The sequence below is a fragment of the Robertmurraya sp. FSL R5-0851 genome (assembly GCF_038002965.1).
Lineage (GTDB): Bacteria > Bacillota > Bacilli > Bacillales > Cytobacillaceae > Robertmurraya_A > Robertmurraya_A beringensis.
Window position 1 is genome coordinate 112138 of sequence record NZ_JBBOOE010000001.1, and the last position, 16841, is coordinate 128978.

Consider the following 16841-nt stretch of genomic DNA (forward strand, 5'->3'; position numbering starts at 1 on the left):
ACAAGAGTTGAGTTGAAGTAACTTAGGTTACTTAAACAGAGTGGAACCGCGCAACAAAGCGTCTCTGTCATTTTTGACAGGGGCGTTTTTATTTTTATAAAAAAGCAGCATTTACGTTTAGGGGGAACGATAATGTTTAAAATGCTAAGGGAAGATGTTGAAGTAGTTTTTGAACAAGATCCAGCGGCAAGGACGTATTTGGAGGTTATCTTAACATATTCAGGTTTGCATTCCATCTGGGCTCATCGAATGGCACATGCTCTATATAAGAGAAAATTTTATTTTATGGCAAGGGTCATTTCGCAGGTAAGTCGCTTCTTCACAGGGATAGAAATTCACCCAGGTGCAACCATCGGAAGACGTTTTTTTATCGATCATGGCATGGGGGTTGTCATTGGTGAAACATGTGAAATTGGTGACAATGTGACGGTGTTTCAGGGAGTTACACTCGGAGGAACTGGAAAAGAGAAAGGAAAGCGACATCCAACGATAAAGGACAATGCTCTTATTGCAACGGGTGCGAAAGTATTAGGGTCAATCACGGTTGGTGAAAATTCTAAGATAGGCGCAGGTTCTGTTGTACTAAAGGATGTCCCTCCGAATTCGACAGTAGTTGGTATTCCTGGGAAAGTGGTAATAAGGGATGGAAAGAAAGTAGAGAAAGATTTAAATCACTGTGATCTACCAGATCCAACTGGTGATCGTTTTAAAGCATTAGAATCCGAAATTAACCATTTAAGAAGACAACTAGAACAGGTAGAGAAGGAAAGGAGTTACGAGCGTGAGCATTCAAATATATAATACATTGACTCGTTCAAAAGAGCCGTTCATACCTCTTGAAGAAGGTAAAGTAAAGATGTATGTTTGCGGACCTACAGTTTATAACTATATCCATATAGGAAACGCTAGACCACCTATTGTGTTTGATACAGTAAGAAGATACTTAGAGTACAGGGGCTATGAGGTTCAATATATCTCCAATTTCACTGATGTGGATGATAAACTTATTCGCGTAGCAAATGAGCTGGGTGAAGATGTCCCAACGATTGCTGATCGTTTTATTAAAGCGTACTTTGAAGATGTTACAGCACTTGGATGCAAAAGAGCAGATGTGCATCCTCGAGTTACAGAAAGTATGGATATTATTTTAGATTTTATTTCTACATTGATTGAAAAGGGATATGCCTATGAGTCCGAGGGAGATGTATACTATCACACTCGCAAATTTAAGGAGTATGGTAAACTGTCTCACCAATCAATTGATGAACTGCGACTAGGAACGAGAATTGCCATCGGTGAAAAGAAACAAGATTCCTTAGACTTTGTCCTTTGGAAGGCAGCAAAGCCGGGTGAAATCTTCTGGGAAAGCCCATGGGGGAAAGGAAGACCGGGTTGGCATATTGAGTGCTCTGCCATGGCGAAGAAGTATTTAGGTGATACCATTGACATTCATGCAGGAGGACAGGATCTGGCTTTCCCTCATCATGAGAATGAAATTGCCCAATCAGAAGCGCTAACAGAAAAAACATTTGCGCGCTATTGGATGCATAACGGGTACATTAATATTGATAATGAAAAAATGTCAAAATCACTAGGAAACTTTGTTCTCGTTCACGATATTATCAAAAAACATGATCCGCAGGTACTACGCTTCTTCATGTTAGCAGTCCATTATCGCAATCCTATTAACTATACTGATGAATTGTTAGAAAATACAAAAGCAGGACTTGAACGATTGAAAACTTCGTACCAAAACTTAAAACATCGACGGGATGCAAGTACCAACTTAACGGATAATGATCAAGAGTGGTTGACAAAAGTTACCACCTTACATGATGAGTTTGTTCGTGATATGGATGATGATTTTAATACAGCAAATGGGATCACTAAGTTATTCGACCTATCTAAGTTGGCTAACATGTATCTTATAGAAAAAAATACATCTATTGTTGTAATCGATGCATTTATGAGAGAGTTTGAAGTGTTATTTGGAATCTTAGGTTTAACGCTTGAAGCGGATCAACTGCTTGACGAAGAAATAGAAGCATTAATTGAACAACGAATCCAGGCTAGAAAAGATCGGAATTTCCAGTTATCTGACCAAATTCGTGATCAGTTAAAAGAGATGAATATTATTTTAGAAGATACGCCTCAAGGCACAAGATGGAAAAGAGGCTAAAATATGCTTCACTTTGAAAATACGATAGATGCGAAACAATTGAATAGTCTCGCTTTAGCATATATAGGGGACTCCATTTTTGAAGTTTATGTTAGAAGATATCTCCTTGAATCAGGGAAGGTAAGACCAAATCAGCTTCATAAGGAGTCAACCAAGTATGTTTCAGCAAAAGCTCAGTGTCAATTCATCCATCACTTTCTGGATTCGAAGCTTTTGAGTGAGGAAGAAGAGGCTGTTGTTAGAAGGGGCAGAAATGCAAAATCTGGAACAGTGCCAAAGAACACAGATGTACAGACATATCGCTATGGGACAGCGTTTGAAGCATTAATCGGATATCTATATTTGATGAACAGAGAGGAGCGACTTGATGAGTTGATCACAGTCGCCCTCTCTCAAGTTGGAGAATGAAAGGAGGAACAATAAGATGAGCCAAGACTTTATTATTGGAAAAAACCCAGTTATAGAAGCACTAAAGTCAGAACGCGATGTGAATAAAATATTTATCGCAGAAGGTTCCCAAACGGGTCAAATGCAACAGGTCATTGGGCTAGCAAAAGCACAAAATGTCATCGTTCAATTTGTTCCTAAAAAGAAAATCGATCAGATGGTAGAAGGAAATCACCAAGGGGTCGTTGCGGCAGTGGCTGCCTATCAGTATGCGGAGCTGGATGACTTGTTTAAGGCAGCAGAAGCAAAAGGAGAAACACCTTTTTTCCTTCTGTTAGATGAAATTGAGGATCCACATAATCTAGGATCCATTATGAGAACAGCGGATTCCACTGGTGCACACGGAATCATCATTCCGAAACGAAGAGCAGTTGGGTTAACAGCAACCGTAGCAAAAGCATCAACGGGTGCCATTGAGTATGTTCCTGTTGTCCGAGTGACGAATATGGCACAAACCATTGATGAACTAAAGGAACGAGGATTATGGATTGCAGGTACCGATGCGTTGGGAAAACAGGACTTTCGTTCGCTCGATGGGACAATGCCTTTAGGTCTTGTGATTGGTAGTGAAGGTAAAGGAATGGGGAGACTCATCCGTGATAAATGTGACTTTTTGGTTAGCCTGCCAATGAAAGGACATGTCACCTCTTTAAATGCTTCGGTAGCAGCTGCCCTTTTAATGTATGAGGTGTATCGAAAACGATATCCACTAGAGGGATAAAATGGACATTCTGTTAGTGGATGGATACAATATCATCGGAGCCTGGCCAGAGCTTCGAGAGCTGAAAAATAAGGATCTAGCTGCCGCTAGGGACCGTCTGGTTGAGAGGATGGCCGAGTATCAAGCCTACTCAGGTTATCGTGTCATCGTTGTTTTTGATGCACATTTTGTAAAAGGAACAGAGAAAAAGTATAAAAATTATAAAGTCGAAGTTATCTTCACAAGAAATAATGAAACTGCGGATGAACGCATTGAAAAACTTGCGATCTCTTTAAATAATAGGAAAACTCAAATTCATGTGGCCACCTCTGATTTTACAGAACAATGGGCCATATTTGGACAAGGAGCCCTAAGAAAATCAGCACGAGAGTTATTAATTGAGATGGATTCGGTTGAAAAGAAGATAGAAAAAAAGGTAAAGAACATCCAGGAAAATAGCCCTGCTTCAAAAATACCGTTAAGTAGTGAAGTGGCAGAAATTTTCGAAAAATGGCGTCGAGGAAAGTGAAGAGCGGTTGACGCTTTAAAAAGGCCTACTGTATAATATTTCTATCTATGCTTGTTCGGTCGGGGGGATCCGAAGTGAATGCTGACTACAAGACAACAAAAATCAACGAAAATTATTTACATTTAATGCAGCTTGAGGATGAAGAAATAGTTGATTTAGTGCACAAAGGTGATAGTGAAGCATTAGATTACTTGATTCATAAGTATCGAAACTTCGTTAGAGCTAAAGCTAGATCCTATTTCTTAATCGGTGCTGACAAAGAGGACATTGTTCAAGAAGGAATGATCGGTCTTTACAAAGCGATCAGAGATTTCCGAGAAGACAAGCTCACTTCCTTTAAAGCGTTTGCAGAACTTTGTATTACGAGACAAATCATTACCGCCATTAAAACGGCAACAAGACAAAAGCATATTCCACTGAACTCTTATGTGTCGTTGGACAAGCCGATCTATGATGAAGAATCCGATCGTACGTTAATGGATGTTATTTCTGGAGCTAAAGTGTTAGATCCGGAGGAACTTATTATCAATCAAGAGGAATTTGATCATATTGAGGTGAAAATGGCAGAGCTTCTAAGTGATTTAGAGCGGAAAGTCCTAGCTCTATACCTTGATGGCCAGTCATATCAGGAAATATCAGAGGAGCTTAACCGTCATGTGAAATCGATTGATAATGCGCTCCAACGTGTGAAAAGGAAGCTTGAGAAATACCTTGAGGTAAGGGAGCTCACCCTGTAGTATGACAGGGTAGATGGTAATAGAGCTCTGTTGACATTGATAAGTGTCCATGATACAGTTTTATGGACAAAATAGTAAGTTAGAGGTGGCATTTTTGACAAAAAAGGTAGTTTTGGCCTGTGTAACTTGCGGTTCGAGAAACTATTCAACGATGAGCAATAAAGAGTCGGAACGGTTAGAGCTGAAGAAGTTTTGTAGAACATGCAGTGCTCATACCATCCACCGTCAAACAAAGTAGTAGGCACCACCTATAGATAGAGTAAGACAAGGAAGTTGGGGGTATCCACATGCAGCGCGTAGTCGATTTTTTTAAAGATGTCAGCCGTGAAATGCGCAAGGTTAGTTGGCCAAAGCGTAAGGAACTGACGAACTACACAGTTACAGTATTAGCTACAGTTATATTTTTTGCTCTTTTCTTTGCTGTAATAGATTTAGGGATTTCAGAATTAATTCGTTTAATTCCTTGAATAACACCCGTAACATAATGGTATAATGGTAACAAACATAGGAAACTTTTAGCAAAGCCCGGCAACGGGTTTTTTCATTTGTAAAAAAATAAAAGCTAACAATGCTTTCTAGTTTAATAATATGGATTTTTTTATATAGGGAGGGAAGGACAATTCGTCCTCGACAATGGAAAAGAATTGGTATGTAGTTCATACTTACTCTGGTTATGAGAACAAGGTAAAAGCAAACCTTGAAAAGCGTGTAGAGTCTATGGCGATGCAAGACAAAATCTTCCGAGTAGTAGTGCCTGAAGAAGAAGAAACAGATATTAAGAATGGTAAAAAGAAAGTAGTTAAAAGAAAAGTATTCCCAGGTTACGTATTAGTTGAAATCTTAATGACAGATGACTCTTGGTATGTGGTTCGAAATACTCCTGGAGTAACTGGTTTCGTAGGTTCAGCTGGATCTGGTTCTAAGCCGACACCTTTACTGCCGGAAGAAGTGAATTTCATTCTTAAACGTATGGGACTTGAGCAGAAGCGTGTGGATGTAAACTTTGAACTTGGAGAAACGGTACAAGTCAAGGAGGGTCCATTTGCAAACTTTACTGGATCTATTGAAGAAATTGACAAAGACAAGTCTAAAGTCAAGGTTCTTGTAAATATGTTTGGTCGGGATACCCCTGTAGAACTTGAATTTACACAGATTGAAAAAATATAACCTGAAAAAACTTGAAATAGGTTTCGAAAGATGGTAATATTTCAAAGGTCAGTATGTCTCAAACATTGAGACCGGACAAAAGGAAACAGTTCTTTATTCTAAATAAAGACTATTATATGAGTGGGAGGGGAAAATCCCCTATTACCACATCACGGACTTAAGGAGGTGTGTCTCGTGGCTAAAAAAGTAATTAAGATTGTTAAGTTGCAAATCCCTGCTGCTAAAGCTAATCCAGCACCACCAGTTGGTCCTGCACTTGGTCAAGCCGGTGTTAACATCATGGGATTCTGTAAAGAGTTCAACGCTCGTACAGCTGAACAAGCTGGCTTAATCATTCCTGTTGAGATTACGGTTTTTGAAGACCGTTCATTTACATTTATTACAAAAACTCCTCCTGCTGCAGTTCTTCTTAAGAAGGCGGCTGGCATTGAGTCTGGTTCTGGTGAACCGAACCGTAATAAAGTAGCAACAGTCAAGCGTGACAAGGTGCGCGAGATTGCTGAAACAAAAATGCCTGATCTAAATGCGGCTAGCGTTGAAGCAGCTATGCGTATGGTTGAAGGTACTGCACGCAGCATGGGTATTGTTATCGAAGACTAATTCATGCTCGAATGTTTCTTTAGTTAAGGGGTTGCGGTGTTGAATTTGGTTTCACGCGCAACCTTTCTTATGTCTAGCGGGTGTGTTAAAGCACAGCGCTGTTATTCGTGGGAGGTTAGTTAAGAACTTTTCCGCTAAAACCACAATCTAGGAGGAAATAAAAATGGCTAAAAAAGGTAAGAAGTTTTTAGAAGCTTCAAAGCTTGTTGACCGTACAAAAGCATATCCGGTTGAAGAAGCTATTGAACTTGCTAAAAAGACAAACTTTGCAAAGTTTGATGCATCTGTAGAAGTTGCTTTCCGTCTTGGAGTAGATCCAAAGAAAGCTGACCAACAAATCCGTGGAGCAGTTGTGCTTCCAAACGGAACTGGTAAAACACAACGTGTACTTGTATTTGCTAAAGGTGAAAAGGCGAAAGAAGCAGAAGCAGCTGGCGCTGATTATGTAGGAGATGCAGACTACATCAACAAAATTAACCAAGGTTGGTTTGAGTTTGACGTAATCGTTGCTACACCTGACATGATGGGTGAAGTTGGTAAGCTTGGTCGTGTGTTAGGACCTAAAGGCTTAATGCCAAACCCTAAGACTGGTACAGTTACATTTGATGTAACAAAAGCAGTTAATGAAATCAAAGCTGGTAAAGTTGAATACCGTGTTGATAAAGCTGGAAACATCCACGTACCAATCGGGAAAACTTCTTTCGAAAACGAAAAGCTTGTTGAAAACTTCACTACAATTTTCGAAACAATGCTTAAAGTGAAGCCTTCTGCTGCAAAAGGAACTTACATGAAGAACGTAACTGTTACTTCAACAATGGGACCTGGAGTAAAAGTAGACCCTTCAACTGTAAATGCAAAGTAATTTAAAAATATAATTGACAACAGAATAAAATTCTACTAGAATAGATTTTGTTGTGAAAATAGAATAACATTTGTACCGCAGACAGTAGGTGCCTTCAAGGCTTAATCTCCTACCGAGGTCATACGATAGATTGAACAGTTCGTGTAAACGACTATTGTATACTTCCTCCATGTCTGCAAGGCATGGAGGTTTATATTTTCTGGTATAAATGTAGTAAATCTACAGGAGGTGTAAGGATGAGCAACGCTATCGAAACTAAAAAAGTAATCGTAGACGAAATCGCTGATAAGTTAAAAACTGCTAAAACAACAGTTGTTGTTGACTATCGTGGTTTAAATGTTTCTGAAGTAACAGAACTTCGTAAACAACTTCGTGAAGCTGGTATCGAGTTCAAGGTTTACAAAAACTCTTTAACTCGTCGTGCTGCTGAAGCTTCTGAACTTGCTGGCCTTAACGACGCTCTTACAGGTCCTAACGCTATCGCATTCAGTAACGAAGATGTTGTTGCCCCAGCTAAAATTTTAAATGACTTCGCTAAAAAGCATGAAGCTCTTGAAATTAAAGCAGGTGTAATTGAAGGGAACGTTGCATCATTAGAAGATATTAAGGCTCTTGCTGAACTACCATCACGCGAAGGCTTACTATCTATGCTACTCAGCGTACTTCAAGCTCCAATCCGCAACCTTGCTCTTGCTACAAAAGCTGTTGCAGATCAAAAAGAAGAACAAGGCGCGTAAGTTAGAATTATCGTTCGTGAAATAAACTATTAAAACACAATTTTAAGGAGGAACTTTATCATGACTAAAGAACAAATCATTGAAGCAGTTAAAAGCATGACTGTTTTAGAACTTAACGACCTAGTAAAAGCTATCGAAGAAGAATTTGGTGTAACTGCTGCTGCTCCTGTAGCTGTAGTTGGTGGAGCTGCTGGTGGAGACGCTGCTGCTGAACAAACTGAATTTGACGTTGTTCTTGCTTCTGCAGGCGACCAAAAAATCAAAGTTATCAAAGTTGTACGTGAAATCACAGGTCTTGGACTTAAAGAAGCAAAAGAACTTGTTGACAACACTCCAAAGGCAGTTAAAGAAGGAGCTTCTAAAGAAGAAGCTGAAGAAATCAAAGCTAAGCTTGAAGAAGTTGGAGCAAACGTTGAAGTTAAGTAATAATGATATTGAAAGGCTCGCTGCATAAGCGAGCCTTTTGCTTTTTAAAAAAGGTTCGATTATAATTTTTTCGTATAAGTTTTCTCTACTAAAAATTTGGAAGTGGTAGTATGGCAGAGCATTATTTCTCGCGCGAGCAAAAAGTTGAGAGTAATCGAAAGACATGGAGTTTCACACTTAGAAATCAAAGCCTATCTTTTATTACTGATAATGGTGTGTTTTCGAAAAGTGAAGTAGATTTTGGATCGAGGTTACTCATTGAGGCGTTTCAATTTCCAAACATCGATGGACCGATTTTAGATGTTGGTTGCGGCTATGGTCCGATTGGGATTTCTCTAGCAAAAGAACAAGTAGCCAAAGAGATACATATGGTAGATGTGAATGAGCGGGCGATTGGATTAGCAAAAGACAATGCAACTCTAAATAAAGTTTCAAATGTAACGATATACGAAAGTGATCGGTTAACTCAGGTAAAAGGCAAAGGGTTTGCTGCTATCTTAACAAATCCTCCAATTCGTGCAGGAAAGCAAGTAGTTCACGATATATTTGAACAAAGTTTTGATCATTTAGCTCCTAGCGGTGAGCTGTGGGTTGTCATTCAAAAAAAACAGGGTGCACCATCTGCAATAGAGAAATTAAGTGAAATATTTGGTTCAGTTGAAACCATCGAAAAGAAAAAAGGGTATTTTATTTTGAAAGCTAAAAAGATTTGACTTGACATTTTGGCTATGTTAATATTATAAAATGCCAACATGATATATTGTGTAAAATTGCTAAATTCAACTCTAGTTGTATAAATTTGGCAATATGCGGCGATGCTAATAAAATAATAGTAGAAAATTGGAGAATGCGGTTTTTAAGAAAAAACCCTTTTTCTTTTTGTCTTATGAAAAAAGGTGCATGTAAGCGTTGTTGACTTAAGTCGAGCGGTCAAGTGGGAAAATCCTCCTGTCTGGATAAAAGCATCTCGTTTGCCCATCTATTTTTTATAAGAAATTTATAGAAGTAATCATAAAAGCTTGATTTGAGGGGTGAATCTGTTGACAGGTCAACTAGTTCAGTATGGACGACACCGCCAGCGAAGAAGTTATGCGAGAATCAGTGAAGTATTAGAATTACCTAACTTAATTGAGATTCAAACAGCTTCGTATCAATGGTTCCTTGATGAAGGATTGCGTGAAATGTTCCAGGATATTTCACCGATTGAAGATTTCACAGGTAATTTGTCATTAGAATTTATTGATTATAGTTTAAGTGAGCCAAAGTATTCTGTTGAAGAATCCAAGGAACGAGATGTTACATACTCTGCTCCACTTCGTGTAAAAGTGCGTCTTGTTAATAAAGAAACTGGGGAAGTAAAAGACCAAGATGTATTCATGGGTGACTTCCCGCTTATGACGGAAACAGGTACATTCGTTATTAATGGTGCCGAGCGCGTTATCGTATCTCAGCTTGTGCGTTCACCAAGTGTTTATTATAGTGGAAAACTTGATAAAAACGGAAAACGAGGATATACAGCAACTGTAATCCCGAACCGTGGTGCTTGGTTAGAATATGAAACTGATGCGAAGGATGTTGTGTACGTTAGAATAGATCGTACGAGGAAATTACCCGTTACGGTTCTTTTGCGTGCATTAGGATTCGGCTCAGACCAAGAAATCATTGAGTTAATAGGAGACAATGAGTACATTCGTAATACGCTTGAAAAAGATAATACAGAAGGTACTGAGAAAGCTCTATTAGAAATTTATGAGCGTCTTCGTCCGGGTGAACCACCAACGGTTGAAAATGCAAAAAGTTTACTTGTTTCTAGATTCTTTGACCCTAAGCGCTATGACCTAGCGAATGTTGGTCGTTACAAAATTAACAAGAAGCTGCATATAAAGAATCGTCTATTTGGTCAACGTCTTGCAGAAACATTGGTTGATCCTGAAACGGGAGAAATCATTGCGGAAAAAGGTGTGCTTTTAGACCGCCGTACGTTAGATCGTATTCTTCCACAATTAGAAAAGAATATTGGATTTAAGACGTTCACTCCAGTTGGAGGAGTAGTACAAGAAGATATTCTTTTACAATCAATTAAGATTTTTGCTCCAAATGAGGATGGCGAAAAGGCAATTAATGTGATTGGAAATGCATATGTACCAGAAGCGGTTAAGAACATTGACCCATCTGATATTATTGCTTCCATTAGCTATTTCTTTAACCTTCTACATTCGGTAGGAGATACAGATGATATTGACCACTTAGGAAATCGTCGTCTGCGCTCAGTAGGAGAATTACTTCAAAATCAATTCCGTATCGGTTTATCAAGAATGGAAAGAGTTGTTCGTGAAAGAATGTCCATTCAAGATACAAATACGATTACACCACAGCAATTAATTAATATACGTCCTGTAATTGCGTCAATTAAAGAGTTCTTTGGTAGCTCTCAGTTATCGCAGTTCATGGATCAAACCAATCCATTAGCTGAGCTTACTCATAAGCGTCGTTTATCAGCGTTAGGACCAGGTGGTTTAACACGTGAACGTGCTGGCTTCGAAGTACGTGACGTTCACTACTCTCACTATGGCCGTATGTGTCCAATTGAAACACCGGAAGGCCCGAACATTGGACTAATCAACTCATTATCTTCCTTTGCAAAAGTAAATCGATTCGGGTTTATCGAAACGCCATATCGTCGTGTAGATCCTGAAACAGGAAAAGTTACAAGCCATATCGACTACTTAACTGCAGACGAAGAAGATAACTATGTAGTAGCACAAGCAAATGTAAAACTAGGAGAAGATGGATCATTCCTAGATAACGATATTATTGCTCGTTTCCGTGGTGAGAACACAGTTGTTAATCGTGAGCGTGTAGACTACATGGACGTTTCTCCTAAACAAGTAGTTTCTGCTGCGACAGCATGTATTCCGTTCCTTGAAAATGATGACTCCAACCGTGCTCTTATGGGTGCGAACATGCAACGTCAGGCTGTACCATTGATGCAACCAGAAGCCCCTCGTGTAGGTACGGGTATGGAATATGTTTCTGGTAAAGACTCTGGAGCAGCTGTGATCTGTAAACACGATGGAATCGTGGAGCATGTTGAAGCTCGTCAAGTGTGGGTAAGAAGAGTGACTGAAGTAGATGGCCAAGAAGTGAAGGGCGATCTAGATAAATATAGAATGCAAAAATTCATTCGTTCAAACCAAGGTACTTGCTATAACCAAAGACCAATCGTGGCTGTAGGTAATCGTGTAACAAAAGGAGAGATCCTTGCAGACGGACCATCTATGGAGCTTGGGGAACTTGCTCTAGGTCGTAACGTTCTTGTTGCCTTCATGACTTGGGATGGTTATAACTATGAAGATGCAATCATCATGAGTGAAAGACTAGTAAAAGACGATGTGTATACTTCTATCCATATCGAAGAATACGAGTCAGAGTCTCGTGATACAAAGCTTGGACCAGAGGAAATCACTCGTGATATTCCAAACGTAGGGGAAGATGCTCTAAGAAATCTCGATGAGCGTGGAATCGTACGTGTCGGAGCTGAGGTGAAGGACGGAGATTTACTAGTTGGTAAAGTAACGCCTAAAGGTGTAACAGAACTAACTGCTGAGGAACGCTTATTACATGCAATCTTCGGTGAAAAAGCACGTGAAGTTAGAGATACATCTCTTCGTGTACCTCACGGTGGTGGCGGTATTGTCCTAGATGTAAAAGTCTTTAACCGTGAAGATGGAGATGAGTTACCTCCAGGTGTAAACCAACTTGTTCGTGCTTATATTGTTCAGAAGCGTAAGATCTCTGAAGGGGACAAGATGGCTGGTCGACATGGGAATAAAGGGGTTATCTCACGTATATTACCGGAAGAAGATATGCCTTTCTTACCAGATGGAACGCCGGTTGACATCATGTTAAACCCATTAGGAGTACCATCACGTATGAACATCGGTCAGGTACTTGAGCTTCATCTAGGTATGGCTGCAAGAGCACTAGGTATTCATGTTGCTTCTCCTGTATTTGATGGAGCGCGTGAAGAAGATGTTTGGTCAACTATTGAAGAAGCAGGTATGGCTCGAGATGCGAAGACAGTACTATACGACGGCCGTTCTGGTGAACCATTCGATAATCGTGTTTCTGTCGGCGTAATGTATATGATCAAACTTGCTCACATGGTTGATGATAAACTACATGCTCGTTCAACTGGACCTTACTCACTTGTAACGCAACAACCACTTGGTGGTAAAGCACAATTTGGTGGACAGCGTTTTGGTGAGATGGAGGTTTGGGCATTAGAAGCTTACGGTGCTGCTTATACGCTTCAAGAAATCTTGACGGTTAAGTCGGATGATGTAGTAGGACGTGTGAAGACGTATGAAGCAATCGTTAAAGGTGAGAATGTCCCAGAACCAGGTGTGCCAGAATCATTCCGTGTATTAATGAAGGAGCTTCAAAGCTTAGGTATGGATGTTAAGATCCTTTCAGGCGATGAGCAAGAGATTGAAATGCGCGATCTAGAAGAAGATGATGAGGTACAACAAGCTGATGCTTTGACGATTTTACCTGATTTTGAAGAGTCTGAATCAGAAAAAGTAGGTACAAAAGAGTAGTAATCCACTCACATATATAAAGACCATCTCCTTGACTGATGAGGTATTAGGAGATGGGCTGATTTTTCAAGGAATCATTCCCTAACATATTGTTGGCATAGAGACTTATTTAGAATCTAAGCCTTTCATATAAGGGTAAAACCCGTAGATCAAAAGGGAGGTAGGCCCCTTGCTAGATGTCAATAATTTTGAGTTTATGAAGATTGGTCTTGCTTCACCAGATAAGATTCGTTCATGGTCTTTTGGAGAAGTAAAAAAGCCAGAAACAATTAACTACCGTACACTAAAACCTGAAAAAGATGGGTTATTCTGTGAGCGTATTTTCGGGCCGACAAAGGACTGGGAATGTCATTGCGGTAAGTATAAACGTGTTAGATATAAAGGTGTAGTCTGCGATCGTTGTGGAGTGGAAGTCACTCGCGCAAAAGTACGTCGTGAGCGTATGGGTCACATTGAATTAGCCGCACCTGTATCTCATATTTGGTACTTCAAAGGGATCCCAAGTCGTATGGGTCTTGTTTTAGATATGTCTCCTCGTGCACTTGAAGAGGTTATCTATTTTGCTTCGTATGTAGTTACAGATGCTGGTGATACAGCATTAGAAAAGAAGCAGCTTCTATCTGAGAAGGAATATCGTGCATACCGTGACAAATACGGTAATAAATTCCAAGCGTCAATGGGTGCTGAATCTATTAAAAAGCTGCTTTCTGATATTGATTTAAACAAAGATGTTGAAGCATTGAAGGAAGAGTTAAGAACGGCACAAGGTCAACGTCGTACAAGAGCCATTAAGCGTCTTGAGGTTCTAGAAGCATTCCGTAACTCAGGCAATGAGCCGTCATGGATGATCCTTGATGTTCTGCCAGTAATTCCGCCAGAATTACGTCCAATGGTTCAATTAGATGGAGGGCGTTTTGCTACTTCTGACTTGAACGATTTATACCGTCGTGTAATCAACCGTAACAATCGCCTGAAGCGTCTATTAGATTTAGGAGCTCCAAGCATCATCGTTCAAAACGAAAAGCGTATGCTTCAAGAAGCAGTAGATGCTTTAATTGATAACGGTCGTCGCGGACGTCCGGTAACAGGACCAGGTAACCGTCCTTTAAAATCACTTTCACATATGTTGAAAGGGAAGCAAGGTCGTTTCCGTCAAAACTTACTGGGTAAGCGTGTTGACTATTCTGGTCGTTCCGTTATCGTTGTAGGACCAAACTTAAAGATGTATCAGTGTGGTTTGCCAAAAGAAATGGCACTAGAACTGTTTAAGCCGTTCGTTATGAAGGAATTGGTTGAAAAAGGTCTAGCGCACAACATCAAATCAGCTAAGCGTAAAATTGAACGAGTTCAGCCCGAAATCTGGGATGTACTTGAAGAAGTAATTAGAGAGCATCCTGTTCTTCTTAACCGTGCTCCGACTCTTCATAGACTTGGTATCCAAGCATTTGAACCAACGCTAGTAGAAGGTCGTGCGATTCGTCTTCATCCGCTTGTATGTACAGCATACAATGCTGACTTTGACGGTGACCAAATGGCCGTTCACGTTCCGCTTTCTTCTGAAGCTCAAGCAGAGGCAAGATTATTAATGCTTGCTGCTCAAAACATCCTTAACCCGAAGGATGGAAAGCCTGTAGTTACTCCGTCTCAGGATATGGTATTAGGAAACTATTACTTAACTCTTGAACGTGCGGGTTCTGTTGGGGAAGGTATGGTTTTCAAGGACACAAATGAAGCGATATTAGCTTACCAAAATGGTTATGTACACTTACATACTCGTGTAGCTGTACATGCAGGTTCATTGAATAATGAGACGTTCACGGAAGAGCAAAACAAAAAACTTCTATTAACTACGGTTGGAAAACTGATCTTTAATGAAATTTTGCCTAGCTCATTCCCTTACATTAACGAGCCTACAAAATCTAATCTTGAAGTAGAAACACCTGCAAGATTCTTTGTAGAGCCTGGTACGAATGTAAAACAAGTAATTAGCGAAATGGATGTTGTAGATCCATTCAAAAAGGGAATTCTAGGAAACATCATTGCGGAAGTATTTAAGAAGTTTAAGATTACTGAAACTTCAAAGATGCTTGACCGAATGAAGGACCTAGGGTTTAAACACTCTACAAAAGCTGGTATTACAGTTGGGGTTGCAGACATCGTTGTATTAGGTGAAAAGCAAGAAATTATCGCTGAGGCACAAACAAAGGTAGATAATGTTCAAAAGCAATTTAGACGTGGTTTAATCACTGAAGATGAGCGTTATGATCGTGTTATCTCTATCTGGAGTGCTGCGAAGGATGTAATCCAAGCGAAGCTAATGAAATCATTAGATAAAACAAACCCAATCTTCATGATGAGTGACTCTGGTGCCCGTGGTAACGCATCTAACTTTACGCAGCTTGCTGGTATGCGTGGTCTAATGGCCAACCCGGCTGGTCGAATCATTGAATTACCGATCAAATCAAGTTTCCGTGAAGGCTTAACCGTATTAGAGTACTTTATCTCTACTCACGGCGCGCGTAAAGGTCTTGCCGATACAGCACTAAAAACGGCTGACTCTGGATACTTAACTCGTCGTCTCGTTGACGTAGCACAGGACGTTATTGTTCGTGATGATGATTGCGGTACGGATCGTGGATTGCATATTGCTGCCCTAAGAGACGGAACAGAAATCATCGAGTCTCTAGAAGAACGTTTAATCGGACGTTATGCAAGAAAAGCAATTAAAAACCCTGAAACAAAAGAAGTAATGGTCCGTGAAAATGAATTAATTACAGAAGACCTAGCAGCTGAAGTGGCTAGCGCTGGTGTTGAAGATGTGTGGATTCGTTCTGCGTTTACATGTAATTCTCGTCACGGTGTATGTAAGAAATGTTATGGTCGTAACTTAGCAACTGGTCAAGAGGTAGAAGTGGGAGAAGCTGTTGGTATCATCGCTGCCCAATCTATCGGTGAACCAGGAACGCAGTTAACGATGCGTACATTCCATACAGGTGGAGTTGCCGGAGATGATATCACACAAGGTCTACCTCGTATTCAAGAGATATTTGAAGCGCGTAACCCGAAAGGTCAAGCGGTCATCTCTGAAATCGAAGGTGTGGTTGTGGGTATTAATGAAGGTCGCGACCGCCAGCATGAAATTATCGTTCAGGGTGAAGTAGAGTCAAGAACCTACACAGCTCCGTACACAGCACGTCTAAAAGTGGGTGTAAACGATAAGGTTGAACGTGGTGAAGAATTGACAGAAGGTTCTATCGATCCTAAGGAATTAATTAAGGTGAGAGACGTAACAGCTGTTCAAGAATACCTGCTTCGTGAAGTTCAAAAAGTATACCGTATGCAAGGGGTAGAAATTGGCGACAAGCACGTAGAAGTAATGGTACGGCAAATGCTTCGTAAGGTTCGTGTCATTGATGCAGGTGAAACGGAAGTATTACCTGGATCACTCCTTGATGTTCATCAGTTCAGAGATGCAAACGAAAAAGCATTGCTTTCTGGTAAAATGCCTGCAACAGGACGTCCTGTATTACTGGGTATTACTAAGGCTTCACTTGAAACAGATAGCTTCTTATCTGCTGCTTCGTTCCAAGAAACAACAAGAGTACTTACAGACGCTGCTATTAAAGGTAAGCGCGATGAGTTACTCGGTCTGAAGGAAAATGTAATTATCGGTAAACTTGTTCCGGCTGGAACTGGAATGCAACGTTATCGTAAAGCTGAGCCAGTAACAAACATTGAACAAGAAGAAGTTTTAACCGTAGAATAATCATTCATGCGGCACTCTACATGGAGTGCCGCACATTAAATGAATATCTCTAGTAATAAAAATTCCAATAGGTGTTGACAGCGAGTTTCA

Annotated in this window: 16 protein-coding genes and 2 other annotated features (1 of these 18 running past the window's edge); all 16 genes read left to right on the forward strand. The window is 40.1% G+C overall.

The features are described 5' to 3' along the window. Positions 1-69: a binding site (T-box leader), on the forward strand; it begins 160 nt to the left of the window's first position. Positions 70-132: 63 nt separating this feature from the next. Then, entirely contained in the window at positions 133-801 is a 669-nt protein-coding gene (cysE, locus tag MKX65_RS00585; RefSeq protein ID WP_160547978.1) for a serine O-acetyltransferase, read from the forward strand. Then, entirely contained in the window at positions 782-2179 is a 1398-nt protein-coding gene (gene cysS, locus MKX65_RS00590) for a cysteine--tRNA ligase (protein ID WP_340901777.1), read from the forward strand. The genes cysE and cysS overlap by 20 nt, the downstream gene beginning before the upstream one ends. 3 nt (positions 2180-2182) lie before the next feature. Beyond that, positions 2183-2587 (forward strand): ribonuclease III domain-containing protein, encoded by a 405-nt coding sequence (locus tag MKX65_RS00595; RefSeq protein WP_160547977.1) that lies wholly within the window; start codon positions 2183-2185, stop codon positions 2585-2587. A gap of 16 nt (positions 2588-2603) precedes the next feature. Further along, on the forward strand, positions 2604-3347 hold the full coding sequence (gene rlmB / locus MKX65_RS00600; protein WP_160547976.1) for a 23S rRNA (guanosine(2251)-2'-O)-methyltransferase RlmB: 744 nt from the start codon (positions 2604-2606) through the stop codon (positions 3345-3347). Position 3348: 1 nt separating this feature from the next. Then, positions 3349-3855 carry an NYN domain-containing protein gene (locus tag MKX65_RS00605; RefSeq protein ID WP_160547975.1) on the forward strand — a complete coding sequence of 169 codons (507 nt, stop codon included), beginning with the start codon at positions 3349-3351 and terminating at the stop codon, positions 3853-3855. Between the two features lie 125 nt (positions 3856-3980). After that, positions 3981-4592 (forward strand): RNA polymerase sporulation sigma factor SigH, encoded by a 612-nt coding sequence (gene sigH / locus MKX65_RS00610; RefSeq protein ID WP_377058716.1) that lies wholly within the window; start codon positions 3981-3983, stop codon positions 4590-4592. 94 nt (positions 4593-4686) lie between these two features. Next, the gene (gene rpmG, locus MKX65_RS00615) at positions 4687-4830 is read left to right on the forward strand and encodes a 50S ribosomal protein L33 (protein ID WP_119706256.1); all 144 of its coding nucleotides are present in this window, start codon (positions 4687-4689) and stop codon (positions 4828-4830) included. 49 nt (positions 4831-4879) lie between these two features. Beyond that, positions 4880-5059 (forward strand): preprotein translocase subunit SecE, encoded by a 180-nt coding sequence (secE, locus tag MKX65_RS00620; RefSeq protein ID WP_160547973.1) that lies wholly within the window; start codon positions 4880-4882, stop codon positions 5057-5059. Positions 5060-5225: 166 nt separating this feature from the next. Next, entirely contained in the window at positions 5226-5759 is a 534-nt protein-coding gene (gene nusG / locus MKX65_RS00625; protein WP_160547972.1) for a transcription termination/antitermination protein NusG, read from the forward strand. A gap of 174 nt (positions 5760-5933) precedes the next feature. After that, the gene (rplK, locus tag MKX65_RS00630) at positions 5934-6359 is read left to right on the forward strand and encodes a 50S ribosomal protein L11 (RefSeq protein WP_251523673.1); all 426 of its coding nucleotides are present in this window, start codon (positions 5934-5936) and stop codon (positions 6357-6359) included. A gap of 163 nt (positions 6360-6522) precedes the next feature. Next, positions 6523-7221, forward strand: a complete 699-nt coding sequence (gene rplA, locus MKX65_RS00635) for a 50S ribosomal protein L1 (RefSeq protein ID WP_119706258.1) — start codon at positions 6523-6525, stop codon at positions 7219-7221. Positions 7222-7278: 57 nt separating this feature from the next. After that, positions 7279-7425, forward strand: a sequence feature (ribosomal protein L10 leader region). Positions 7426-7457: 32 nt separating this feature from the next. Next, the gene (gene rplJ, locus MKX65_RS00640; protein WP_160547971.1) at positions 7458-7958 is read left to right on the forward strand and encodes a 50S ribosomal protein L10; all 501 of its coding nucleotides are present in this window, start codon (positions 7458-7460) and stop codon (positions 7956-7958) included. A 60-nt stretch (positions 7959-8018) separates the two neighbouring features. After that, entirely contained in the window at positions 8019-8384 is a 366-nt protein-coding gene (gene rplL, locus MKX65_RS00645) for a 50S ribosomal protein L7/L12 (protein ID WP_160547970.1), read from the forward strand. Between the two features lie 110 nt (positions 8385-8494). Continuing rightward, positions 8495-9097, forward strand: coding sequence for a methyltransferase (locus tag MKX65_RS00650; protein ID WP_160547969.1), 603 nt, complete (start codon positions 8495-8497; stop codon positions 9095-9097). Positions 9098-9415: 318 nt separating this feature from the next. Continuing rightward, positions 9416-12985, forward strand: a complete 3570-nt coding sequence (gene rpoB / locus MKX65_RS00655; RefSeq protein ID WP_445677899.1) for a DNA-directed RNA polymerase subunit beta — start codon at positions 9416-9418, stop codon at positions 12983-12985. 169 nt (positions 12986-13154) lie between these two features. Then, positions 13155-16751, forward strand: a complete 3597-nt coding sequence (rpoC, locus tag MKX65_RS00660) for a DNA-directed RNA polymerase subunit beta' (RefSeq protein WP_160547967.1) — start codon at positions 13155-13157, stop codon at positions 16749-16751. The last annotated feature ends 90 nt before the right edge of the window (positions 16752-16841 follow it).